Annotated in this window: 20 protein-coding genes and 4 pseudogenes; 13 read left to right on the forward strand and 11 right to left on the reverse strand. The window is 37.6% G+C overall.

What is annotated here, in order from left to right:
• Positions 1–848 precede the first annotated feature (848 nt).
• The 3 genes and pseudogenes from ACFINO_RS03165 to ACFINO_RS03175 form a co-directional block, all read right to left on the reverse strand.
• Positions 849–1,100, reverse strand: a pseudogene (locus tag ACFINO_RS03165) (DUF1465 family protein); the annotation flags it as partial.
• A 12-nt stretch (positions 1,101–1,112) separates the two neighbouring features.
• Positions 1,113–1,631 (reverse strand): DUF1465 family protein, encoded by a 519-nt coding sequence (locus ACFINO_RS03170; protein ID WP_208439387.1) that lies wholly within the window; start codon positions 1,629–1,631, stop codon positions 1,113–1,115.
• 181 nt (positions 1,632–1,812) lie between these two features.
• Positions 1,813–2,955, reverse strand: coding sequence for an OpgC family protein (locus ACFINO_RS03175; RefSeq protein ID WP_375655039.1), 1,143 nt, complete (start codon positions 2,953–2,955; stop codon positions 1,813–1,815).
• Between the two features lie 366 nt (positions 2,956–3,321).
• Between ACFINO_RS03175 and ACFINO_RS03180 the strand changes: the two genes are divergently transcribed.
• Positions 3,322–3,984: a thiamine phosphate synthase gene (locus ACFINO_RS03180; RefSeq protein ID WP_375655040.1), complete on the forward strand. Its 663-nt coding sequence runs from the start codon at positions 3,322–3,324 to the stop codon at positions 3,982–3,984.
• A gap of 310 nt (positions 3,985–4,294) precedes the next feature.
• On the forward strand, positions 4,295–5,071 hold the full coding sequence (locus ACFINO_RS03185; RefSeq protein ID WP_375655041.1) for a TIR domain-containing protein: 777 nt from the start codon (positions 4,295–4,297) through the stop codon (positions 5,069–5,071).
• Between the two features lie 282 nt (positions 5,072–5,353).
• Here the strand turns inward: ACFINO_RS03185 and ACFINO_RS03190 are convergent, their stop codons facing one another.
• Together ACFINO_RS03190 and ACFINO_RS03195 are read right to left on the reverse strand one after the other, a co-directional pair.
• Positions 5,354–5,641, reverse strand: coding sequence for a type II toxin-antitoxin system RelE/ParE family toxin (locus tag ACFINO_RS03190; protein WP_375634420.1), 288 nt, complete (start codon positions 5,639–5,641; stop codon positions 5,354–5,356).
• Positions 5,641–5,889: an antitoxin gene (locus ACFINO_RS03195; RefSeq protein ID WP_375636567.1), complete on the reverse strand. Its 249-nt coding sequence runs from the start codon at positions 5,887–5,889 to the stop codon at positions 5,641–5,643. Before ACFINO_RS03195 ends, ACFINO_RS03190 begins: the two co-directional genes overlap by 1 nt.
• A gap of 406 nt (positions 5,890–6,295) precedes the next feature.
• Between ACFINO_RS03195 and ACFINO_RS03200 the strand changes: the two genes are divergently transcribed.
• The 10 genes and pseudogenes from ACFINO_RS03200 to ACFINO_RS03245 form a co-directional block, all read left to right on the forward strand.
• The gene (locus tag ACFINO_RS03200; RefSeq protein WP_375634419.1) at positions 6,296–6,697 is read left to right on the forward strand and encodes a helix-turn-helix domain-containing protein; all 402 of its coding nucleotides are present in this window, start codon (positions 6,296–6,298) and stop codon (positions 6,695–6,697) included.
• A 368-nt stretch (positions 6,698–7,065) separates the two neighbouring features.
• Positions 7,066–7,431: a helix-turn-helix domain-containing protein gene (locus tag ACFINO_RS03205; protein WP_375633430.1), complete on the forward strand. Its 366-nt coding sequence runs from the start codon at positions 7,066–7,068 to the stop codon at positions 7,429–7,431.
• A gap of 342 nt (positions 7,432–7,773) precedes the next feature.
• Positions 7,774–8,817 (forward strand): tetratricopeptide repeat protein, encoded by a 1,044-nt coding sequence (locus ACFINO_RS03210; RefSeq protein WP_375633431.1) that lies wholly within the window; start codon positions 7,774–7,776, stop codon positions 8,815–8,817.
• Between the two features lie 165 nt (positions 8,818–8,982).
• A complete protein-coding gene (locus ACFINO_RS03215) occupies positions 8,983–9,348 on the forward strand; it encodes a helix-turn-helix domain-containing protein (RefSeq protein WP_375655042.1) in 366 nt (121 codons plus the stop codon).
• Positions 9,349–9,722: 374 nt separating this feature from the next.
• Positions 9,723–10,091, forward strand: coding sequence for a helix-turn-helix domain-containing protein (locus tag ACFINO_RS03220; protein ID WP_375638272.1), 369 nt, complete (start codon positions 9,723–9,725; stop codon positions 10,089–10,091).
• A 631-nt stretch (positions 10,092–10,722) separates the two neighbouring features.
• Positions 10,723–11,121 carry a hypothetical protein gene (locus tag ACFINO_RS03225; RefSeq protein WP_375633434.1) on the forward strand — a complete coding sequence of 133 codons (399 nt, stop codon included), beginning with the start codon at positions 10,723–10,725 and terminating at the stop codon, positions 11,119–11,121.
• Positions 11,122–11,436: 315 nt separating this feature from the next.
• Positions 11,437–11,855 (forward strand): annotated as a pseudogene (locus ACFINO_RS03230) (helix-turn-helix domain-containing protein).
• A 430-nt stretch (positions 11,856–12,285) separates the two neighbouring features.
• The gene (gene efp, locus ACFINO_RS03235; RefSeq protein WP_015856958.1) at positions 12,286–12,861 is read left to right on the forward strand and encodes an elongation factor P; all 576 of its coding nucleotides are present in this window, start codon (positions 12,286–12,288) and stop codon (positions 12,859–12,861) included.
• 11 nt (positions 12,862–12,872) lie between these two features.
• Positions 12,873–13,664 carry an inositol monophosphatase family protein gene (locus ACFINO_RS03240; protein ID WP_375617860.1) on the forward strand — a complete coding sequence of 264 codons (792 nt, stop codon included), beginning with the start codon at positions 12,873–12,875 and terminating at the stop codon, positions 13,662–13,664.
• 8 nt (positions 13,665–13,672) lie between these two features.
• Positions 13,673–14,332: pseudogene (locus ACFINO_RS03245) on the forward strand (inositol monophosphatase family protein); the annotation flags it as partial.
• Positions 14,333–14,843: 511 nt separating this feature from the next.
• Here the strand turns inward: ACFINO_RS03245 and ACFINO_RS03250 are convergent.
• From ACFINO_RS03250 to rpmE, 5 genes and pseudogenes are all read right to left on the reverse strand, one after another.
• Complete coding sequence (locus ACFINO_RS03250) at positions 14,844–15,047, reverse strand: hypothetical protein (RefSeq protein ID WP_375655043.1); 204 nt, start codon at positions 15,045–15,047, stop codon at positions 14,844–14,846.
• A gap of 101 nt (positions 15,048–15,148) precedes the next feature.
• On the reverse strand, positions 15,149–15,910 hold the full coding sequence (locus ACFINO_RS03255) for a hypothetical protein (protein ID WP_375655044.1): 762 nt from the start codon (positions 15,908–15,910) through the stop codon (positions 15,149–15,151).
• A 1,180-nt stretch (positions 15,911–17,090) separates the two neighbouring features.
• A pseudogene (locus ACFINO_RS03260) lies at positions 17,091–17,337 on the reverse strand (ABC transporter); the annotation flags it as partial.
• A 120-nt stretch (positions 17,338–17,457) separates the two neighbouring features.
• The gene (locus tag ACFINO_RS03265; RefSeq protein WP_375655045.1) at positions 17,458–17,694 is read right to left on the reverse strand and encodes a hypothetical protein; all 237 of its coding nucleotides are present in this window, start codon (positions 17,692–17,694) and stop codon (positions 17,458–17,460) included.
• Between the two features lie 345 nt (positions 17,695–18,039).
• Complete coding sequence (gene rpmE, locus ACFINO_RS03270) at positions 18,040–18,261, reverse strand: 50S ribosomal protein L31 (protein WP_005774581.1); 222 nt, start codon at positions 18,259–18,261, stop codon at positions 18,040–18,042.
• Positions 18,262–18,447: 186 nt separating this feature from the next.
• Here rpmE and ACFINO_RS03275 point away from each other — a divergent pair, with 186 nt between their 5' ends.
• Entirely contained in the window at positions 18,448–20,238 is a 1,791-nt protein-coding gene (locus ACFINO_RS03275; protein ID WP_375655046.1) for an ABC transporter transmembrane domain-containing protein, read from the forward strand.
• Between the two features lie 1,937 nt (positions 20,239–22,175).
• On the opposite strand, the gene ACFINO_RS03280 is transcribed toward ACFINO_RS03275, so the two are convergent.
• Positions 22,176–22,514: a hypothetical protein gene (locus ACFINO_RS03280; RefSeq protein WP_375636490.1), complete on the reverse strand. Its 339-nt coding sequence runs from the start codon at positions 22,512–22,514 to the stop codon at positions 22,176–22,178.
• Positions 22,515–23,094 lie beyond the last annotated feature (580 nt).

A 23,094-nucleotide genomic window follows, 5' to 3' on the forward strand; every position in this document is an offset into this window, starting at 1 on the left:
CTCATTACAAATCTGTTTATCTTGAAGCAATCAAAACCATTCTCTTACATATGAAACGTGGGATTGCCGTATAGAGTGAAACTGTACAAGAAAGGACTAAAAATGCCTCTAATGAATTGACTCAAGTGCCAAAGGCTGTTGCAACATTGGGGACTGGCAAAGATGATGATAGTGCCGGCTTTCTCCTTTGCAAACGTAAAGATGAGGAGAGCTCAACGGATATGAATAAGAACTGAGAAGTGTTTTTGAATATACCCATCACACCACAATGACATTACGTAAAGAGGAACATTGCATAGAGAGGGACATTGCATGGGGGTACAAGGAACCCATGGGACATTCATTATATGGCACTTTGATTTTGGATATTTTATTTTACGCGAGGGAAATAACTTCCATTCAAAACAAAAGAAGCCCCAAAACTGCAACAATGTGTATTATCCTCATTAACACACACTTTACAGCAGCTTTATAGGCATAAATTATAGAGCATAAATAAATTGATGTACAAGCCCCAGCTCTATCTAGCGCCTGATCATTATCATAGCCAAAACAAAATCACACGATATATCAACAGAAAGTGTTCCAGCTGCAATCAACCAAAGCCGATTTCCACAAGACCAACCATACCCTATTCCATGCCATAATTCGAAATCAATACCTCTCAGCTATAAGCTCAAGATATTTCCTACGCTCAAATAGAAATTAGGCAGAAAAAAGCACTCTAAATTGGTTTTAGTTGTGACATTTTGGTCGTAAAAAATGGGTAGATTGCTCTAAATATCGCAAGAAAGAAGCAAGGAGCTATTTTTCTCAGAACGCCCAAAAGCTGTTTTCAGTAATTCGATTTATTTTCCCACTGGATTATCATCGTTCAAAATATAGCCGCCGCTTATTGACCAAAGCGCTTAAACTACAGCAGCATCTCTAAATGAAACAAAATGCACGCTTCTAAACGTAATGAATGAGAACAAATTGACGGAAAATTTCTGGCAATTCATGCCAATGAGGGGGTTCAAGTTCCAATGTCGGTGTATGAAGTGACACTTTTACAATTGCTTTTTTATTTGTTCTGATGACATTTCCCCTTCGCGCAAAGCAAGGGAATACCTCTAAGAACGCCCAAAGGCTGTTTTGAGCAATTCGATTTGTTTTCCTACAGGGTTATCATCTTCTAAGGCACAAGAGGCTGCAGTTTCCCACCCAGCACGCATATACTGTATCCGCGCTTCTAAACGCAATGAATGAGAAACAAATTGGCGAAAAATTTCTGGCAATTCATGCCAATGAGGGGTTTCAAGTTCCAATGTCGGTGTATGAAGTGACACTTTTACAATTTCTTTTTTTATTTGTTCTGATGACATTTCCCCTTCACGCTCTGCGCGAAGAAGAAGGAGTTGAGAAGCGATTTGCATAAGTCGTGTACTTAAATACATAGCCTCTTTCGCATAGACTGCAGAAACCTCTGCCGAAAGAGAGCGTGCCACTAATTTCCCTTCTGAGTCAATATACGCTGCGGTTTTTTCAATCAGCGCCATTGTTTCTTCGTAGAGACGATTAAAAGCATTTTCAAAAGCATTATGCTCAATCATGATAATAGGTTCATCATATGGACGTTTATGTACACTCACGCTTTTATACTCCAAGTATCAGCACAAAATCATACCCCTCAACGAACAGAGTATTAAAAAGTTTCTTTTGTTGCTGTATAGAACGCTTTTTTTTTAAAACTGCTACCTCTTTTAATTTTTTTGCGCAACGCACTTTTTATACTAAGGTTAACGTGCCCAACAAACACTATAGGAATGTTTTTTATAAACGGATCATTTTCCTTGAAAAGGACCACTGCCAAGATTGCCGTTTTTCACAATAATAAGCGACTCCAAATTGCAAAGCAATACCCGTTATTATTAAGAAGGTATCGGAAAAAACCGTTTCTGTCATCACTGTTTTTATAATTTGTCCAAACATCGCAAAAATGGTTCCCGTTACAAAGACCGGTAAACTATGTTTTCCTAAAATTGCTAAAGGATGTTTCTGAGAAACATAAAACCATTTATTGACATGCGGCAAAGAAAGAATGAGAAAGGCTAATGCAAGAACATGGAGTAAACGTGGCAAGCTTAAAAAGGTTTTATTAAAGTTCACCAACGGGGAAGACCAGCCAAGCCACCCCAAAATGCCCCACCAGTTTAAGCGAACCCATAACAGCGCCAACAAGAGATACGCTGCCGCACAAACAATCCAAAAAGACTGAAAAGCGATTTTTTTTCCTTGTTTAAGCGCTAAAGTACTGGTCAATCCTATGACGAATAAGAATTGCCAAGACAAAGGGTTTAAAAACCACTTTCCCTCTAAAGGATAAGAAGGAGGAGCAATTTTATAAAATCCGCAGATAAGATACAGTGTAAAGGAGCCCAAAAGCAGCCATTTTGTCTGCTTACAACTCAAATAAAGGATAAAAGGCGCAAAAAACATCAAAACGATATAAAGAGGAAGAATATTATTATATCCCAATTGATGCCCAAAGCTTAAGGTACTCAAAAATGCGATACCAGGCTCTTTAAAAAAGAGTCCTACATTGTTCATTGATAAAAGTTTTTCTGTTCGCCATAAGAAAAATGCCCCTAAAAAAAGGCTTAACGTGACAAAAGTCGTAAAAAGATATGCACCATAGAGCTGCAGAGCTCTGTACCAAAGTTTTCGGATAATAAAAGCAAAGGATTTTTGCTGTAACCGCGCATGAAAGCTTAACCCAAGAGCAATCCCTGAAAGCAAAACAAATACTTCTGCACAATCAGAAAAACCGAAATTTCTATGAGTAAAAGACTCATAGAGAGTTCCGGGAATATGGTTGATGAAAATCGTCAATAAGGCTAAAGAACGAAAAACATCAATACGTGTATCACGATGAGAAGGTTGAGTATTATGCTCAAGAATACCTTGGTATTTCATCAGTGGACTCCCACACGTCACAAACCCCTTGAAGTCCCATAAAAATGGTGCTTACCCTTATTGCCAACAAGCATGAACAAGATGAAATTTTAATTTTTTAAGTGTCAAGTTTCATTTTAAGCGTTTATTTTTTTAAAAGCAAAAGTTTTTTAAAGGCAAAAGAACGAAAAGCATCCATACGTGTATCACAACAAAAAGGCGACATATTATGCTTAAAAACACTCTCATTTCTCATAAACAGGCTTCCACACACCCACAAATCCTTTAAATTAGGTGAAAATGGTGGTCAGTTTCATCGCAAATAAGCATAATAGAATGAAACTTTAATTTTTAAGCGTTATTTTTTCTAAGAAACAGGGATTTGACATGACACAACAAAAAAATAAACCAATTGATCCACCTCTTTTCCCTCAGTTGATTTTAACACTTGATGTTCGGCGCAACACCCCACACGCATTATTGCAGCAAATTTTGCAAACAAAGTCTTTTGCATGCGTCATCCTCTATGATTCTGAAAAATTGAAAGATGATAGCTCTTTTTTACAACAACAAGCGCAAACTTACGCAGAAGATATTCAACATCATGACGCAGCCCTTCTCATCGCTGATGACAGCCGCATTGCTGGGCGCATAAAGGCTGATGGATTGCACATAGAAGATGATCTTAACGCTCTTGAAAGCTTCAAAAATCAGCAAAAGGAACAAAAAATCATAGGCTTTGGCAATCTACGCAATCGCCATAGTGCTATGCTTGCAGCGGAAACAGGTGTTGATTACCTGTTCTTTGGAAAACTCGGTGCTGATAAAAAAAACCAAGCGCACCCCCGCAATCTCCAGTTAGCAACATGGTGGGCAGAAATTATGGAAATCCCTGCTGTTGTGCAAGCAGGAAGCGATTTTTCAACCTTTGATGAAGTCTTAAAGACTGGATGTGAATTCATTGCTGTAGAAGAAGTCATTTTGGGAAACGACAACCCCTTAATACTGCTTAAAACAATGCAAGAAAAATGTGAAAACACCCCCTTGTAATACAGGAGGAGAATTTATAAATAAAGCGTTAATAAAAATCCAAATACTCACCACTATATTACTTATATAGAACACACAATAACAGATAAAGAGGATACCTCGAAACTCAATAAAATTGCTTAATAATTCAATCAAATTGATGAAAAATCTATCGTCTTGTTTTCATATAATATATAGAAAAAAGGATCATAAAAACTTTCTCGTTCGATGTCTTATAAAGACAAAGCATTATGATTGGGGAAAATGGTCATTTTCAATATTGGTACTGAATACCAATAGCTGACGATACAAATATGCAGGGGACATAAAAATGCAATATAGCGGAACACTTGAAGATCTTACAAACATAATTTGCAAAGCTGGATATCAAATCATAGAAAGTAAATTACTAAAACATGATTCCCCTGAAATATATCAGATCAAAACCTCCGAAGGAGGCATTATTAATTGGTATAAAAGCACAAGAAAACTTCAAGTTCAAGGCAAAGAAAACATAAAACAAAAGTTAATAGAAGATTTAGCAAAGCATATAGAAGAAACATCAACGATTCCTTCCTCAAAAACTGCCTCCAATACCTCAAATAAAAAAATCTTTATCGTTCATGGTCATGATTGTTATGCCTTAAAGGAGCTTGAAAATGCTCTTCTCAAGCTTGATCTCGAACCATACATTTTACAAAATACGAGTGGTAATGGTTTAACCATCATTCAAACTTTGAAAAAAGAAATTTGTAACGGTTCTATAAAATTTGGTATTGTACTCCTCACGCATGATGACATGGGTTATGCTATATCTCAAGATGAAGAAAAAATTCAACCCCGTGCACGACAAAAGGTTGAAGAAAAAATTCAACCCCGTGCACGACAAAACGTTATTTTCGAAATGGGCATGTTAGCTGCCGCGCTTCCTCTTGAGAGGATTGCTATTCTACAAAAAGAAGGCATTGAAATGCCTTCAGATGTTGGTGGAGTTTACTACCTTTCTTTTAAAGAGCAGGTAAAAGAAACATTTCCCAAACTTATTAAGCGCTTACAAGAAGCTGATTTCTCTTTTAATATAAATGAAATTACTCATGCATTAAATTAAATTTGAATAATGCTTCCCTTTAACTTTTAAAGCGCACGCCCAAAACCAAAAGACACCCCACCACATTCCACAGACACACACATCCTATAGGCTCAAAGAAACGATCCACCCCCCACCCTTCTTCAAACAGCAAGCGATTGTGCAAATTTTAGTGAAGAGACCGCGTGTGTATTCATTACCGTGAAAGAAATCATTTTAGTCCCTTTAATAAACACGGGGATGTTGTCATGATTTTGGTAATCGTTCCAGAAAGGTTTAAGAGGCAGATAGCCTCTGATTAGATTAAAGAAAAATAGGAAATTCACGTCGGGCATGTACTACAGCTACAATTTCGATTTGATTTGCAGCTACTTGATACAATATAAGGTAATTTGGATGCGCTACAATTTCTCGTAATCCTAATACCTTCTCACTCTGTCTGTATAAATATAGATGTTCAGCCAATGGCAGTACGGATGCTTCCAAAAACCTTTTCATTCGGCGCGCAGCAGATGGATTTTCGCGAGCAATATAAGTTAAAATCTGACGCAAATCGTCGCGCGCCGAAGACAACCAAACAACCGGAAGCATCACTTTTCCTGTTCAGCTTCAAGCTGACTGATTATAACTTCCATTTCAGCCATAACCTCATCATGCGGAATAGGAGGATATGGATTTGCAAGACTGCTCGCTACCTTATCGCGCAGCCATGCAGTGTAGCTGCTTTCCTGTTCAATGGTTTCGAACTCTGAAATTAGCAGAGAAAGGGTGATCTTTATAACATATGTCCTTTCTATTCCTGAATATTGAAGATAATTACTCTTGGCTATGTTGTCAATACTAGCGAATTGAAAATGTTTAACTTTTAAGCGTCCAAAGTTCTTTTGATCTTAAAACTTAAGGCTTTTTAACCCTCTCAAAAAACACGGGGGCTGTTGTCATGATTTTGGTAATCATTCCAGAGAGGTTTAAGAGGCAGATAGCCTCTCATTAAAAAACAAATTTTGTAAGTAAAAAACTATTTTTATTGTAAATTTCCTGAAATTACTTTATGAATTAAAAGATGTTTTGGTCGCATACGCAACGACCAAGAGGGTCTTGAAAGCCCGAAAATCTAAACATGAATTTACCCCACTTTGTGGGTATCCCGGAATTCCGGGAGTTTTTGCTATGTCCAGGTGCTTTAAGCACTAAAAGCAAAAAAAGCTGATTAGATTTCAGTACTTTCAAGCTCCCGGAATACTCATGCGAGGGCGCTCGCGACCGGCGGGGGGCTTTAAAATGCAAACCAAAGATCTTGATAACGACATTTTCATTGGCAAAAAAATTCGTTTGAGACGAAAAATGTTGAAGATGTCTCAAAAAACATTAGGTCAGCACTTAGGTGTCACTTTCCAACAAATCCAGAAATATGAAAACGGCTTAAATCGTGTCAGCGCAGGGCGTTTAATGGAAATTTCTGATATTTTGAATGTTCCCATTGCCTTTTTTTATGCCGATATCATTACAAAACAACAGCCCGCATACCACCATGATGAAATCGCATCAAGCACAGAGGAATATCTGCTGCTCAAAAGATTTAGAACTCTCACAACGGTAAAAAAGAAAGCCTTTTTACAACTGATCTCTGAAGAGAATGCAAGCTAATATAACGCGATAGCGTGCACTATTCAAAGTCCCCTTTGTAACACTTTATTGCTTGAATGCAAAACATACCACCCCTCCATTTTAAAAAACGACACGTTAAGAGACACTATTTTAATTTTTATTGTAAATTTTTTGAAATTACTTTATGAATTAAAAGATGTTTTGGTCGCATACGCAACGACCAATAGGGATTAAAAGCCTGAAAAACTCAAACATGAATTTACCCACTCCTGTGGGTATCCCGGAATTCCGGGAGATTTTGCTATGTCCAAGTGCTTCTCAGCACTAAAAGCAAAATGCTGATTTGAGTTCAGTGCTTTTAACTCCCGGAATACTCATGCGAGGGCGCTCGCAACCGGCGGGGAAAAATGCAATCTCAAAATCTTAATATTGATCTTTTTATTGGCAAAAAAATTCGTTTGAGACGAAAAATGCTAAAAATGTCTCAAAAAACATTGGGTCAACATTTAGGTGTTACTTTCCAACAAATCCAGAAATATGAAAACGGCTTAAATCGTGTCAGCGCAGGGCGATTAAAAGAAATTTCTGATATCTTGAATGTTCCACTTTCCTTTTTTTATGCCGATATCTTAACAAAACAACAGCCCGCATACCTTCATGATGAAATCGCATCAAGCACAGAGGAATACCTGCTGCTCAAAAGATTTAGAACTCTCACAACGGTAAAAAAGAAAGCCTTTTTACAGCTGATCTCTGATGAGAATGCAAGCTAACATCACACGGATAGCGCACTATTCATAAGCATTCATACGTATTTTAAAAAGCAACCTCCATTGTAAGCATTTTTTCATTTTAAGAGGAGAAGCCCTTGATATAATAGAAGATAAGCATCTTTATATACGATAACCCTTCATCATTATTATTTTTAACAGAACTATTTTAAACAGTCTGTCTCTCGTCGACATTTATGCTACTTTTTTAACTTACCCAACCCTACCTTGAACCAAGACGAAAAACTGAGAGATAAAAAGTAATATAGAAATGAAATTCTTATACGGCTTGTAATGATGAAAAAAAAATGTGAAAATTCTGATCGGTAATGAGGAGAAAACACCATGATCAAGAGAAGCGTGAAGCTGCTTATCTTAGGCGTGATTGGGCTTGCAAGTTCTGCTGTAAGTTCAGCGGGAAACACTGAAGAAATCTCAAATTCTGAAAGCTCTTTCAATACGATTCAAGAAGCTTCAAACACTCAAGAACCTTTTCAGCCCTTAAAAGCTGGAGACTATGACCAAGCCTATGACTATTACATCCAAGGTTATTATTTAAAAGCTTTTCGTGAAGCACTCCGACGTGCTGAAAAAAATGATCCTTTTGCACAAACTCTTCTTGCCCGAATTTATATGGAAGGATGTGCTGTTCCTATTGACGGTGCGCGTGCTGCTTTATGGTTTGAACGCGCCGCAAAACAGGGGGAACCCCAAGCACAACTACGCTATGGACTTATGTTGTTTGATGGTCACTTTATAAAACAAAATCAAGAACTTGGTGCGCAATTCATTCAAAAAGCTGTCAAAGCAGGCGTCAAGGAAGCCTATTTTTATTATGGACAACTGCTTCTTTATAAAGCCTCACAGGAAAAACAAGCTCTCCCTGGTGTTTCTTCCCAAAGTCGTGAAAATGAAGCAATAGAGCAAGCCTTAAAATGGTACTTAAAAGGTGCTGCTCTTGGGGATGCTGAAGCGGCTTTTTCTGCTGCAAAAATTCTTTCCTTAGGCACATTAAAACGACCAAAAGATGATCACAATGCCCGCAAGCTCATGGAAGTAGCAGCTCAAAACAACCACTTAAAAGCTCAACTTCATTTAGCACAATGGCTTGTACAAGGGCGTGGAGGAGAAACAGATTTTCAGCGTGCTTTTCATTTACTTCACAGAAATGCCGTCAACATGATTGCACCAGCACAGATTTCCCTTGCAAGGCTTTATCGAGATGGCACAGGAACAAAAGGCGATATAATAATGGCAGCGGCATGGTATATGCTTGCAAAGGAGGCAAAAATGCAAGCTCCTGATCTTGAAATAATGCTCCAAGGCATGGACAAGACACAACTAGAAAAAGCGCACAAAGAAGCAATAAAGCTCCTTCCTGTTTTTTAAAATACTCCTCTCTGCTTCAAAAAGATAAAATTTATAGAAATTCCGGGAGATTTTGCTCTGTCCAGGTGCTTTAAGCACTAAAAGCAAAAAGGCTGATTCGGACTCAGTGTTTTTAACTCCCGGAATACCAACGCGAGGGCGCTCGCAACCGGCGGGGGCTTTAAAATGCGAGCCAAAAATCTTGATAACGACATTTTCATTGGCAAAAAAATTCGTTTGAGACGAAAAATGCTAAAAATGTCTCAAAAAACATTAGGTCAACATTTAGGTGTTACTTTCCAACAAATCCAGAAATATGAAAACGGCTTAAATCGTGTCAGCGCAGGGCGTTTAAAAGAAATTGCCGATATCTTAAATGTTCCACTTGTCTTTTTCTATGCGGACACCTCAGCAAAACAACAGCCCCCATACCCTCATGATGAAATCGCATCAAGTACAGAAGAATACCTGCTGCTCAAAAGATTTAGAGTTCTAACCTCGATAAAACAGAAAGCCTTTTTACAGCTGATCTCTGATGAGAATGCAAGCTAACATCACGCGATAGCGTACGCTATTCAAAGCCCCCTTGTGAACACTTTATTGCTTAAATGCAAAACATGCCACCCCTCCATTTTAAGAAACGACACGTTAAGAGACGCTATTTTAATTTTTATTGTAAATTTCCTGAAATTACTTTATGAATTAAAAGATGTTTTGGTCGCATACGCAACGACCAAAAGGGGCCTTGAAAACCCTAAGTTCTAGCGTAAAGATGAACCCACTTTGTGGGTATCCCGGAATTCCGGGAGATTTTGCTATGTCCAGGTGCTTTCAGCACTAAAAGCAAAAAGGCTGACTAGAACTCAGTATTTTCAAGCTCCCGGAATACTCATGCGAGGGCGCTCGCAACCGGCGGCGGCTTTAAAATGCGAGCCAAAAATCTTGATAATGACATTTTCATTGGCAAAAAGATTCGTTTGAGACGAAAAATGCTAAAAATGTCTCAAAAAACATTAGGTCAACATTTAGGTGTTACTTTCCAACAAATCCAGAAATATGAAAACGGCTTAAATCGTGTCAGCGCAGGGCGTTTAAAAGAAATTGCCGATATCTTAAATGTTCCACTTGTCTTTTTCTATGCGGATATCTTAACAAAACAACAGCCCCCGTACTCTCATGATGAAATCGCATCAAGTACAGAGGAATACCTACTGCTCAAAAGATTTAGAGTTCTAACCTCGATAAAACAAAGAGCCATTTTACAATTACTCTCTGATCAAAATGAAAGCTTTTAACATCATAATATAGGGCGCTACACTCTCTATTCTTGACTTGCCTCCCACCCCTCAAAGGACAGAAGCCCCTTCCCTATCCAGTTGGGAAACAATCCGTCTTCTCAGAACAGAACTCTTTTAGCTTCCCATTTTATGTGGTTCATTTCACAAGATTATCCGGACAAACTCTCCCTCAAATATTCACCACACACTCTCATAAAAACATCACATGTACAAAATTTGATGCCTTACAAACACCACACCTCAAACGATAGTATTTAAAAAAACAGAATAAACATTCATACGTATTTAAAAAAAGATAGCCCTTAAAAAGCAATGCTTGAAAATTTTTTTGGTCGATCTGGAACAGCACCTAACGCATCATTTTATAATAGTGATCGAGGATATGATCTTAACATGCAAACGCAAAAAATTGCTTTTTTATCATAATCACTAAAAGCAGCTGTTTATTAAAATATACGCCACCAGAAGCACTTCAAGCAGCCTTTACAGCTGAAACCATTATTCATCGATTAATTAACCGATTGATTAGATACCGATATGTTGTTAATGTGCTATAAGTAAAGTTGCTCTTATTTCTGGAAGAGGAGCTTCGCAAATAAAGAGCAACAATAAGTAAGGGGAATTAAAGATGTTAAAATATTTATTGCTGTCACCGGTTGTGTTGGTGGCTGGTTGCGCATCTGTAGGCAATTATTCATCAAATTATGTTGATCAAAGTCTTACAAAGCGTCAGGCACAATTAGTTGCTAACAAATTTATTAGCGGTAACAAAGGGTTTTTACCACCAGCTACAACCACACTTCTTATAAAGAAAAATAATACAGCAGATAACTTTACTCCTTTATTTATCAATCTGTTGCGACGGAATGGATATAATGTGATCTATACAGATCAACCTCAAAAGCAACAAAACATGGGTGTGAATTTGAGTTATAGAATAAGATTAAATAGTAGCACTATAGTGTCTCTTTTTCAGTATAGTGTGAACGGAGAGCCGCGTTCTTATATAAATACTCAGCCCAGATGAACCCGCTATTTAATGTAAACATACTCTATATTTTACACGTAAAGACTTAAAAGCTCTTGCGAAAGGCAAAGAGATTTGCACCTCAATAAAAAACCTCATTTTTAGCCAGAGTGGATAAATTTTATTATAGATTGTGACAATACAAAATAGTGTAAATTATAGCTTTGAGATTTAAGAAAAGAAGAATACTAAAAATAATGAAAATGCCCCATACCCTAGTGAATTGTTACGCGAAGATGTAAATGCAAAACTTGGACTATCTGTGATTGAAGCAGCTGAATAGCTTTCTATATCCCGTGTAGCATTTTCTAGGGTATTGGTAAAAATCCTTATAACGACATTTTCAATGGCAAATTCATTGGCAAAAAAATTCGTTTGAGACGAAAAATGCTTAAAATGTCTTACAAAACATTAGGTCAACATTTAAGTGCCACTTTCCAACAAATCCAGAAATATGAAAACGGATTAAATCGTGTCAGCGCAGGGCGTTTAAAATAAATTGCCGCTATCTCAAATGTTCCACTTCTCTTTTTCTATGCTGATATCTTAACAAAACAACTGCCCCCGTACTCTCATGATGAAATCGCATCAAGTACAGAAAAATACCTGCTGCTCAAAAGATTTAGAGTTCTAACCTCGATAAAAAAGCCTTTTTACAGCTGATCTCTGATGAGAATACAAACGAACACCCTGTGACAACACACACCACGCTCTCTCCCATGAGACACTCATAATAAACTCCGTATTCACATATTCTTAATTAAAAACATCTCATGGTTTTAGGGAACTTATATCATTGCCATCAATTATATTATTGCCATCAATGATGATATTTTACGACACAACGGGATAAATTTCCCCAAAAATTCTAAAAAATTTTTGTGCAAATTTTTAAAAAGCTTGCGTCTGAGCGCTTTTTATGGTCTTGCAAAGAACTGAAAAGCAAAAATACATAAAGGTCCTTTTTTACTTAAGCTTTTCTCTTTGCAAAAAGCAGGAGAAAGCCCATAAAGAGCACACAGGACCATGAGAGAGCCGCAAGGTTAATCAAAGGGATTTTAGCCCGAAAATAACAAAAGAGCTTGACCGTTAAAGGCAGCAAAGAAAAGCGCCATAAAGACAACAAGAGAGTTCTTTTTGCAAGAATAGAATTGGATAGAAACGATGAAAATTAATGGCAATGAAATTCGCCCTGGTAATGTGATCGAACATCAAGGAAGCTTATGGGTTGCTGTTAAATGCAACGCTGTAAAACCAGGAAAAGGTGGTGCATTTAACCAAGTTGAAATGAAAAATTTGATTGATGGTACAAAACTTAATGAGCGATTTCGCGCTGCTGAGACGGTTGAACGCGTGCGCCTTGAACAAAAAGATTTCACCTTTCTTTATCAACAAGGGGATGCTTTGGTCTTTATGGATTCAGAATCTTATGAACAACTAGAACTTCAAAAGGATTTTGTTGGTGAACGTGCTGCTTTTCTCCAAGATGGGATGACAGTCACAGTTGAACTTTATCAAGAAAAGCCTATTGGCATCTCACTTCCTGATCAAGTTGCTGTCACGATTGCGGAAGCCGATCCTGCCATCAAAGGACAAACGGTTACCTCCTCTTATAAACCCGCCATTCTTGAAAACGGGATTCGTATTCTTGTTCCCCCCTTTATGAATGCTGGTGAACGTATCATTGTAGACACCAATGAGTTGATTTATTTGCGTCGCGCAAATGAAAAAGATAAATAAAGGAATAAAAAATGGCCCATTCTGCAGTCATGAATGTCATGGTGCAAGCTGCAATGAAAGCAGGACGCTCGTTGGTACGTGATTACGGTGAAGTGCAAAATTTGCAAGTGTCTTTGAAAGGACCAGCAGATTATGTCAGCCAAGCAGATCGCAAAGCGGAAAAAATTATTTTCAATGAATTAAGCAAAGCGCGCCCCAAATTTGGTTTTCTGATGGAAGAGTCAGAAGAAATCATTGGAGAAGATTCACAACACCGTTTTATTGTTGACCCTTTAGATGGCACCACAAATTTTCTCCATGGCATTCCTTTTTTTGCTGTTTCCATTGCCTTAGAAAGCCAAGGAAAAATCGTTGGTGGTGTCATTTACAATCCCGTGAGTGATGAACTCTTCACCGCAGAACGCGGGTGTGGTGCTTTTTTTAATGACCGCCGCTGTCGCGTTTCTGCTCGACGCAGACTAGAAGATTGTGTCATTGCCACAGGAATGCCTCATTTTGGTCGCCCAAATCATGGAACCTACCTTATTGAATTACGTAATGTGATGGCAGAGGTTGCCGGACTTCGCCGTTTTGGTGCTGCTGCTCTTGATTTAGCTTATGTGGCTGCTGGAAGAACCGATGGCTTTTGGGAAGATAACCTGCAAATTTGGGATATGGCTGCTGGAATACTGATGGTTCGTGAAGCCGGTGGTTTTGTCACCGATAAAGAAGGCGGCAACAATATATTTCGCAAAAAAAATATCATTGCCGGCAATGAACACATTCGCCTAAAATTAGAAAAAACCCTCAAAAAAGGCATTTAGACCTCAGAAAAAATCCAGCAGATGACCTCAGCCAAGCAGATCGCAAAGCGGAAAAAATTATTTTCAATGAATTAAGCAAAGCGCACCCCAAATTTGGTTTTCTGATGGAAGAGTCAGAAGAAATCATTGGAGAAGATTCACAACACCGTTTTATTGTTGACCCTTTAGATGGCACCACAAATTTTCTCCATGGCATTCCTTTTTTTGCTGTTTCCATTGCCTTAGAAAGCCAAGGAAAAATCGTTGGTGGTGTCATTTACAATCCCGTGAGTGATGAACTCTTCACCGCAGAACGCAGGTATGGTGCTTTTTTCAATAACCGCCGCTGTCGCGTTTCTGCTCGACGCAGACTAGAAGATTGTGTCATTGCTACAAGCATGCCTCATTTTGGTCGTCCAAATCATGGAGCCTATCTTATTGAATTACGCAATATAATGATGGAAGTTACTGGACTGCACTGTCTTAGCGCTGCTCTTGAGTTTATCTTATGGTACCGCGGGAAAAACCGATGGCTTTTGGGAAGACAATCTACAAATTTTTGATAGAACTACCGGCATACTAATGGTTCGCAAAACGGTGGTTTTGTCACCGATAAAGAAGGCGGCAGCGATATATTTCGCAAAAAAAATATCATTGCCGGCAATGAACATATTCGCATTAAACTATAAAAAAACTTCAAAAAAGGTATTTAACTCTTACAGTTTTTTACAAAACCTTTAGAACCTTAAACAAACACATAAAGAAAGAGTTTTTAATTTTCTTTACAGAAAACGATAGGAAATAACTGATTAGATAGTGACAAAAAACATCACCACGAACAAAAAATGTACTTGCTATAAGCCCCCACAAAAGCAATCCCCAATAGCTTACCTTATTGACGTTTCTGTTATTCAAATTCCCCTGCAAACAAACTGCAAAAGGCAATAAACACAAATCCCATCATAACCAAACGCCCCAAAAAGCAATTATCGCACCCAAAGCAAGAACACAATCCATTCCCTCTCTCAATATATGCTCTTTACAGTGCGCTATCCATTGATCGAAAAAACTCTCCTCTCTCATAAAAGCTGCCGCATATGTTTAAGAGTTTTCACGTCTTTTCCACCACTGCATAATAGCAGAGATTTCAGAAAAACCACTGATTCATAGGGCTGTTCTCTACCCCTTTATTCAACCGTTTTACAAATAGTTTATCAAATGCCGACGACATTTATAATAATGAAAGTCTTTGTTTTCCAAAATTGCTTTCTGCATTTCACTTGCAAGCTGTTCTTTATCTTTTTCAACAGCCTCTTTCAGTGCCTTTACCTTCTTATCCCCAAAAATAACTTTTAATTTTTCTTTTAACTTTTTTTCCTCAACAAGCTTCTCCCAAAAGATCAACCGGTTATCGCATTTCTCATTTGCCGCTTTTATCCATTCTCTGGCTCCTAATTTATAAATTTTTTCAAATGTTGGATTCCCTTCAGCAATGGAAAGATCTTTTACTTTGTGTCATTCTCTTTTAAAATATTGATTACATCTCTAACTGTGAAATAATGGCAACCATTATCAAAGGCAACATAGCCTTTTTTCACTGTTTTAATAAGCTTCTTATAGTAAATGAAAGTTTCTCTCGCCACTTCATAATGACTGGAAAAATCACATAACAACAACAACACTTTCTTTTTACAATATAATAATAAAGTACACTCACCAGACCAAGATTCCGAAAGCTTTAGCATTTCCTCTATCTCTTCATGTTCTATACTTATAGATATGTTGTCCCACAAAGTATCTGTAAATTTTTTCTTTTCATCCTCCCCTTTAGAGTTTTCCTTTTGGTGCTGTTTGCATTCAGCTATAATCATATCATCAAGAACATATAACCACCAATGAAGTAATAACATCGTAGGTTGAATCCGTTTTTTGTTCGTAAGAGGATCTACAAACTTTTGCAGAGTTATTCCATTCTTTCTCATTAATCGCACTGCTTTTACAAAAAATTTCCTAAAATACGAGGTATCCAAGAGACTACATATTTTTTTGTAATGTTCATAAGTAAGTTTTTTTCCAAGTGCTTGCTTGTACAATAAACGCACTTTGTGATCCCCTCGAACACAAATATCCTTTACCAATGGAAGCCGATCTCCACTGAATTTCATATCTTCCCTAGGATTTTTTATCCCCAGTACGTCTCTTTCCCATAGCCTTACTCCCTCATCCCATTGTTTCAACCATTCTTGCGATATTTTGAGTTTTTGCAAAAAGCCTCTGTTCCCCTTGTGCAATAATATCTTTATGTTCAGCGCACTCTTACTCTTTTTGCTCAAGTTGTTTAGTTAAATGCTTGTTCTGATAAATTGCCAATGCAAGCATTAAGCTTCCCCCACAACACACTATCATTGCAAACCCAAACAAAAATCTACTGAGTATCCCAAATACCACGACTTCCCCATCAATATGATGCAGAAAATCATAACGCCGAATCTCACACTCCCACATTCTTTCCCTCATTTCCAAATGACCTTAATTGTAGCTATTATGAAAGCTATTGCCCATTTTATGTCTTCTTCCATTCTTGCTCTCTTTTATTCTCACCAACATTTAACGCAGCTCTTTTATCGATTTCTCGATGTTGTATCATTATGTGTATATCTGATTTGAAAATCACTACATATTATATTTTAATAAAAACAATGCACAAAATATAGATATTTTTGTTGGCAAAAATAAAACAATTTGTATTTAATAGTGCTGTTTTAGTGATTTATGTACTTTAAAGAAAAACCTTATAAGCCCTCAAAATGCATGATCCATGAAATATTGATTTCCAAAGTAATAAAAACCTTAACTCAACCAAACAGCAAAACATGGCTGCGTGCTTACCTTGTTTTGTAAAATTGATAAAAAGCGTCTTTCTACTCATTTATCGGCTCTTTTTTAGTAAAGCGACATCATCATACACTTTCCTAACCCCTAATGTTACTACAGCCCCTAAAACTTGAGACGCTTCATGAGGTGGACTTATTCTTTCTAAAGTGTTTTATTCACGTGGGCTCTCTCTGCTTGCCACATACAAGAGACATAGTTTTGATTGATTTAATATAACTACATTTGGCATGAGAAAATCCTATGGTATTCATGTTCTCTCATATAAAACAATGAATTATCCTTATAAATCAACGTGACAGTGCTGTTATGAAGAGAACTCCTTGCTCATCTTAATAGTCCATAGCGATTTAACTGGGTATTATTTTATATTCTGTACACAGAAGTGTCTTTATAAAAATACTTCATCTCAGGCAAAAAAAGAACAGCCCGTTAAAAAAGAAAAACATCTCAATGCTTGCCTTTCTTTTTTCCATGAGAGTTTCAAATTGCTAAGCCTGTTTGAAAAGAGTGCTGTTTATGCCCTTAAAGATACTGCTCTTGTATCAAGATCACTTACTCAGATGAGAATTGCAGTTTAGCCAAATGCGCATAAACATTATTTTTTATAATGAGTTGTGTGTTCCTTCTTCCACAAAAGCGCCTTTATCTATCACGAGAATACGATTAGCTTTTAAAATTGTTGCCAAACGATGTGCAATGACCAGGATTTAGGATTTTGCATCAATCCTTCTAAGGTATCTTGCACCAACTTTTCACTGTTTGAATCTAAAGCAAATGTTACTTCATCAAGTAGCAACATTTTGATTTATAATAATAATTCATTGTTTTATATGTTGAATGAGTATCCCGAATACCGTAGGATTCTCTCATTTCAAACCATGTTCCATGGTGAACCAATCAAAACCATGCCTTTTGCACTTTACAAGTGGGGAGAGCTCGCGTGAATAAAAAAACTATTAAGAAAGGACTTAAAATGCCTATAATAAATTATCTCAAGTGCCAAGGGCTGTAGCAACATCCACGAGTTGGCAAATATAATGACGGTGCCGGCTTGCAACAAGAGGGCTGCATTTCTTAAAATCGCCAGTGCAATACCAATGCGTTGTTTTTGCCCCCCAGAAAGCATGGTACCACGTTCCCCTACTTGCGTATCCAAGCCATCTGGTAAAGCTTGAATAAATTCAAATGCATTGGCAGCTTTAAAAGCGGAAAATACTTCCTCTCCATGGATATGTTCAGTTCCAAAAAAAGAAGAAAAGTTTGCAATTATTTTATTTCAAGTCTTTATACTCTAGGAAAGAAAGGATTTATGCGTATATTTCAAAATGATTTTTGAATTTAAAAAACGCAACCACAATGATTTATAAGTGTTTAAGACCCATCTGTTTATGTCGGATGCGTTTTTGAATTAATATTTAAAGTGCACTCTTTGATAGGATAAAAAATCCATCCATTTGCAATCGATTTGTTTAAAACCCTTGTTCCCCATAAAAGGAGGCTTTTACATGCCAATATTACCAAAACGATTTTTGAATTTAGAAAGACGACCACCGCGATCTACGAGTGTTTGGGAGCCACCTGTCCATGCCGGATGCGTTCTTGGATCAATATCTAGATTAAGAGTATCGCCTTCTTTTCCCCAAGTAGAGCGCGTCGTATATTGGGTTCCATCCGTCATAACAACGGTAATTTTATGATAATTGGGGTGAATATTCGCTTTCATGCGTCAAACCTTTTGCGTTTATAGAATGAAATAGCACTTGCTTGTTTTTTTAAGTGCACTTCCTTTGTCTTTTTGATACATTGATTAAAGTATTTATTCCTATAACTGAGCACGCATCAAAAAACAAGTGTTCAAGATACATCATTGTATCAAGTGTTACAAATCCAATACAGTGAGCAAAATTTTATGACATTACGTTCTCGTTCAGAAAAATCGACAAAGTCTTCCCCTAAGAAATCTTCATTCTCTTCGCTTGCAATTTTTTTTCCTTATCTTTTGCGCTATCGTTGGTTGTTTATCTTTGCTTTTCTAGCGTTATCTGTTGCTGCTCTAGTCACATTAGCTTTGCCTGTGGCTATCCGCCAAATGTTTGATCATGGGTTTTCTACTTCAAGCCATGGACATATCAATTTTTACTTTGGAATTTTGTTTATCTTAGCCTTGTTTCTCGCATTTGCTTCAGCAGCCCGTTATTACTGTGTTATCACCTTAGGAGAACGGATTGTTGCCGATTTACGGCGTGATGTGTTTGTCCATATTATGAAACTTTCTCCTGCTTTTTTTGATCGATCACATTCAGGAGAGATTGTTTCAAGGCTTCTAACAGATACCACACAAATAAAATTAGCTGTGGGCTCTACCGCCTCTACCGCCTTGCGTCAGCTGATTATCGTGATCGGAGCCGTCGTAATGATGGTGATCACCAATGCTAAATTGTCTTTGTTGGTTTTAGCTGCTATTCCTGTTGTGGCCATTCCCTTGGTAGTCTTTGGACGTAAAGTTCGCTCTCGCACCCGCGCGGCGCAAGATCGTCTCGCAGATGCCAATGCTGTTGCTACAGAGCAGGTAAGTGCTATTCGCACTGTGCAAGCTTTTACCGCTGAAAAACTCGTTACAATACGTTTTTCACAATTGATAGAACGTGCTTTTCAAACAGCACGTGCTTCTGTAATCTTGCGCTCCTTTTTTACGGGGTTTGCAATTTTTTTGGTTTTTAGCAGTGTGGTTGCTGTTTTATGGATTGGATCGCGTGATGTTTTGAATGGAACGATGACAGGGGGAACCTTAGGGCAATTTGTCCTTTATGCGGTTTTTGGAGCTTCTACTTTTGCGCAATTATCGGAACTGGGAGCAGAATTAATCCAAGCAGCAGGCGCTGCTGAACGGCTTGCCGAATTGTTACAAGAACAACCTACTATTGTAGCTCCTAAAAATGCTTTATCATTGGCGCAACCTGTTCGAGGTGAACTTGTTTTTGATCAGGTTGATTTTACCTATCCTTCTAGACCACAAGAGAAAGTTTTACGCTCGCTTTCATTTTCTGTAAAAGCAGGCGAAACGGTTGCTTTTGTTGGGGCTTCCGGAGCAGGAAAAAGCAGTATTTTTTCTTTGATCCTTCGTTTTTATGATCCAATAAGTGGAACAATTCGGTTGGATGGCATGGAAATTAATCGCCTTTCTTTACAAGATTTACGCAGTGCAATTTCCTATGTTCCACAAGATGTCGCCATTTTTGATGGAACATTGCGTGATAATATTATTTTTGGAACTGAAAATACCCATGAAGAGGAAATCCTTGTTGCCGCTAAAGCGGCTAATGCACTTGAATTTATTCAAGCTTTACCAGATGGCTTGAATACGCAAGTAGGAGAACGCGGTACCATGCTTTCTGGGGGACAAAAACAACGCATTGGTATTGCGCGGGCAATTTTAAGAAATGCACCCCTCTTGCTGCTTGATGAAGCAACATCTGCTTTAGATGCAAACAGTGAAAAGTTGGTGCAAGACGCTTTAGAAGGATTGATGCAAAATCGTACAACCTTGGTCATTGCACATCGTTTAGCAACAATTTTAAAAGCAGATCGTATTCTTGTGATGGATAAAGGCGCCCTTGTTGAAGAAGGAACGCATGCTGAACTTGTGGCAAAAAATGGCGTTTATGCTTACCTCGCAAAACTCCAATTTTCACCTGAGTAAGTGATCATGATACAAGAGCCGTATCTTTAAAGGCATAAACAGCACTTTTTTCAGACAGGCTTATCAATTTAAATCTCTCATGGAAAAAAGAAAGGCAAGCATTGAGATGTTTTTCTTTTTTCTGCGCAAGATAGAGCATTTTTATAAAGACACTTCTGTGTACAGAATGTAAAATGATACCAAGTTAATCTCTATGGACTATTAAGATGAGCAAGGAGTTCTCTTCATAACAGCGCCATAACGGTGATTTATAAGGATAATTCATTGTTTTTCATGAAAGATCATAAATACCATAGGATTTTCTCATGTCAAACCCTCATAGTAAGTCAAACAAAATCTCTTGCTTGCTCATCACAAGCAGAGTTGGCGTGTGAAGTGAAACGGTACAAGAAAGGAATAAAATACCTCTCTTGCCCCTTACGTTCTAAGGGCTGTCAAAACATTGGGGCGCTGACAAAAGAGTATACGCTGGCAAAAAGTATAATAGGTGCTCGCTTGCTTGAGACCCTTATGCGGCTCACACTTGATAGGGTTCTAGGGACACAAGCTCTATCCTAAAGACTGACCACACTCTTTAAAAAAACTGAATATTAAAAATTTGCCCTCTCTCACCGCTCTAAACAATAGTGTTTACCGAAAATCATGACAAATTGTAATTCACAAATACACTTCTCTATTGCAAGAGTATCCTTTTATTCTCTTTCAAAAACACGAACACTTTTTGAATATTGTTTACAGATCCGTCTTATTGAAAAAGAGCAAAGATTTTTTTAGCACTTTTGGGCTTCTTATAACTTTTGTGTGAGAGCACATGAGAAACAGCGTTTATAATAAACTGGCTTTTGGCAAAATCGTAAAATTTTATCAAATTTATTGTTTGTAAATATCACCACGACCACTGTTCTGCTCTTGCAGACACGCAACCTCAAAACGACGTTCTCTTTACTCACAAATCGTCTCTCCAGCTCTCTCTTTCAGTCATAGCCCATAAAAATAAGGATAGAGTACTTCGATTAAACACCATCTTCTCACCCCCTCCAAGCCCCATATATTTTACAGCTCTCAATTTTATAGCACCCCCTGTCGTGCTTTAAGAAGGCATTTTAACGATGATAAGAACATGTACAAAGAGGATATATCTTTAGGGTCTTTATGTTTTAAAGCTTGCACTAAATCATAATTTTTTTGTATAGCGAGCTAAGCGTATGCAGAACTGACACCCTAACCATTTCAAACCATTCAGCTGTTTCAGGAACAGATAAGCCAAGTTTTACGATTATATCTTCAACCACGAATTCACCGAAGTACGGAGGATTTTCATCATTTTTTAGCGCTCCCTCTTCAGTGATCCTCTAGATAATTAACTCATTCAGCATCTATACCAGAAAAGCGAAATATTACATGCTAATTTTCCTTTACATTCATTAGCCAAGCCCCCTCAAAATAACCTTTTAGTGAATAGAGCTAAAAGGATAAGTCTTCAAAACCATTTGGTGATATAGCTATATCAAGAGCACCTAAAATACGACTTAGTTGCTCAATATAGGCGATTTTCCCCTTTTTATCGTATCAGTCTTGTAGAAGACTTTAAGTCTTTTATGCTTAAATCAAAAAATTATAATTGGATTATATTGCATAAAGATGCTTTTTCTCATTTTTCCATTTAACACACGATAAGTTACCATTTAGGCATGATGAGAAGCTTTCCCCTTATATCATACATGTTAAAAACAAAATAAGCCGTTTGGGTATCTTAAGGTCAAGGATGCAGTTAGGCGCAACTTGTAAAGGGTTGCCTTGAGGCTTAAGGACCCAAGGCTTGTTAGTCCCTTCATTAAAAGCGGGTCTGATGTCATTATTTTGGAGAGCGATTATTAAGAATTTGAGAGGCAGACAGCCTCTCATTTTGATTTGTATGCAAACAAAATGCACTCTATTTATTCAGGAAGAATAAGAATATACCCAGGAGGTGCTAAACGGAATAAGAGAGCGTCGTAACCCCACGCAGCAGACAGGAAGCAAATAGAAGAAACGCCTTCAAGAATTGTTAAGAATAATGCGTACGATATAGCGGCTTCATCTGCTGCTTCGCGGCGTTCTATAAGATATCCGAAAAAAAATAAAAAGCACCCTATTCCACTCACCGACCCAAAGACTTTTAATGCGGTATGAACCGGCCCACGTATGTTGAGCAAGATAATAAAAATTATGAAAGTAAATACTGTAAAGATCCCTTCGAATACCCCACGCACCATATTGCACAATTTTCGCATCATAATTGCAGAAAAGCTCTGTTCTGCGTATCGATTTTTTCTTTTGATGCTTGTATTCTTAGAAGATATACTGTTATTCTTAGAAGATATACCGTCCACAACTCCCCCCGTTTTAAGCCAAGATGCTATGAAGTTAGTTACTTTCAATTATATCATCAAAAAATACAAGAAAAATTTATCCATTTTAACGAAAAAATAGGTGTTTTATTGAGGTGCAAATCTATTTTCTTTCGCAAGAGTTATTCAATTCGTTCGCCAATAGAAAACTACCCCCATTGAAGAGGAAGCTATCCTGACGCAGAAAAGCTTCATAATCTGTATTCCAATCCGCTCAGAAATCGCAACTTTCTAATCTACCCGCTTAATCCACCTTTGAAACTGCAATAAAATAAATTCTGCTGATGACAAGTAATGATAACATGAAAAAGAGAAAATATCACAATATCAAACTCTTCAATACAGTATGAGCTTTATGATTTTCACTCAAGAAGTAAGTGCCCACCCATGAACGACACCATACTAAAGTGCTGTGCATTCACAAATTTCCTAGCATTATCTCCCCTTCTCGAAATTGCACCTCTCC

The sequence above is a fragment of the Bartonella sp. AA83SXKL genome (assembly GCF_042196965.1).
Taxonomy (GTDB): Bacteria; Pseudomonadota; Alphaproteobacteria; order Rhizobiales; family Rhizobiaceae; genus Bartonella.

Excerpts from the sequence above, each read along its gene's own strand:
- ACFINO_RS03175 (WP_375655039.1), bottom strand. The coding sequence starts at position 2,955 with ATGAAATACCAAGGTATTCTTGAGCATAATACTCAACCTTCTCATCGT.
- ACFINO_RS03180 (WP_375655040.1), top strand. The coding sequence starts at position 3,322 with ATGACACAACAAAAAAATAAACCAATTGATCCACCTCTTTTCCCTCAG.
- ACFINO_RS03185 (WP_375655041.1), top strand. The coding sequence starts at position 4,295 with ATGCAATATAGCGGAACACTTGAAGATCTTACAAACATAATTTGCAAA.
- ACFINO_RS03190 (WP_375634420.1), bottom strand. The coding sequence starts at position 5,641 with ATGCTTCCGGTTGTTTGGTTGTCTTCGGCGCGCGACGATTTGCGTCAG.
- ACFINO_RS03200 (WP_375634419.1), top strand. The coding sequence starts at position 6,296 with ATGCGAGGGCGCTCGCGACCGGCGGGGGGCTTTAAAATGCAAACCAAA.
- ACFINO_RS03205 (WP_375633430.1), top strand. The coding sequence starts at position 7,066 with ATGCAATCTCAAAATCTTAATATTGATCTTTTTATTGGCAAAAAAATT.
- ACFINO_RS03210 (WP_375633431.1), top strand. The coding sequence starts at position 7,774 with ATGATCAAGAGAAGCGTGAAGCTGCTTATCTTAGGCGTGATTGGGCTT.
- ACFINO_RS03215 (WP_375655042.1), top strand. The coding sequence starts at position 8,983 with ATGCGAGCCAAAAATCTTGATAACGACATTTTCATTGGCAAAAAAATT.
- ACFINO_RS03220 (WP_375638272.1), top strand. The coding sequence starts at position 9,723 with ATGCGAGCCAAAAATCTTGATAATGACATTTTCATTGGCAAAAAGATT.
- ACFINO_RS03225 (WP_375633434.1), top strand. The coding sequence starts at position 10,723 with ATGTTAAAATATTTATTGCTGTCACCGGTTGTGTTGGTGGCTGGTTGC.
- efp (WP_015856958.1), top strand. The coding sequence starts at position 12,286 with ATGAAAATTAATGGCAATGAAATTCGCCCTGGTAATGTGATCGAACAT.
- ACFINO_RS03240 (WP_375617860.1), top strand. The coding sequence starts at position 12,873 with ATGGCCCATTCTGCAGTCATGAATGTCATGGTGCAAGCTGCAATGAAA.
- rpmE (WP_005774581.1), bottom strand. The coding sequence starts at position 18,261 with ATGAAAGCGAATATTCACCCCAATTATCATAAAATTACCGTTGTTATG.
- ACFINO_RS03275 (WP_375655046.1), top strand. The coding sequence starts at position 18,448 with ATGACATTACGTTCTCGTTCAGAAAAATCGACAAAGTCTTCCCCTAAG.
- ACFINO_RS03280 (WP_375636490.1), bottom strand. The coding sequence starts at position 22,514 with ATGATGCGAAAATTGTGCAATATGGTGCGTGGGGTATTCGAAGGGATC.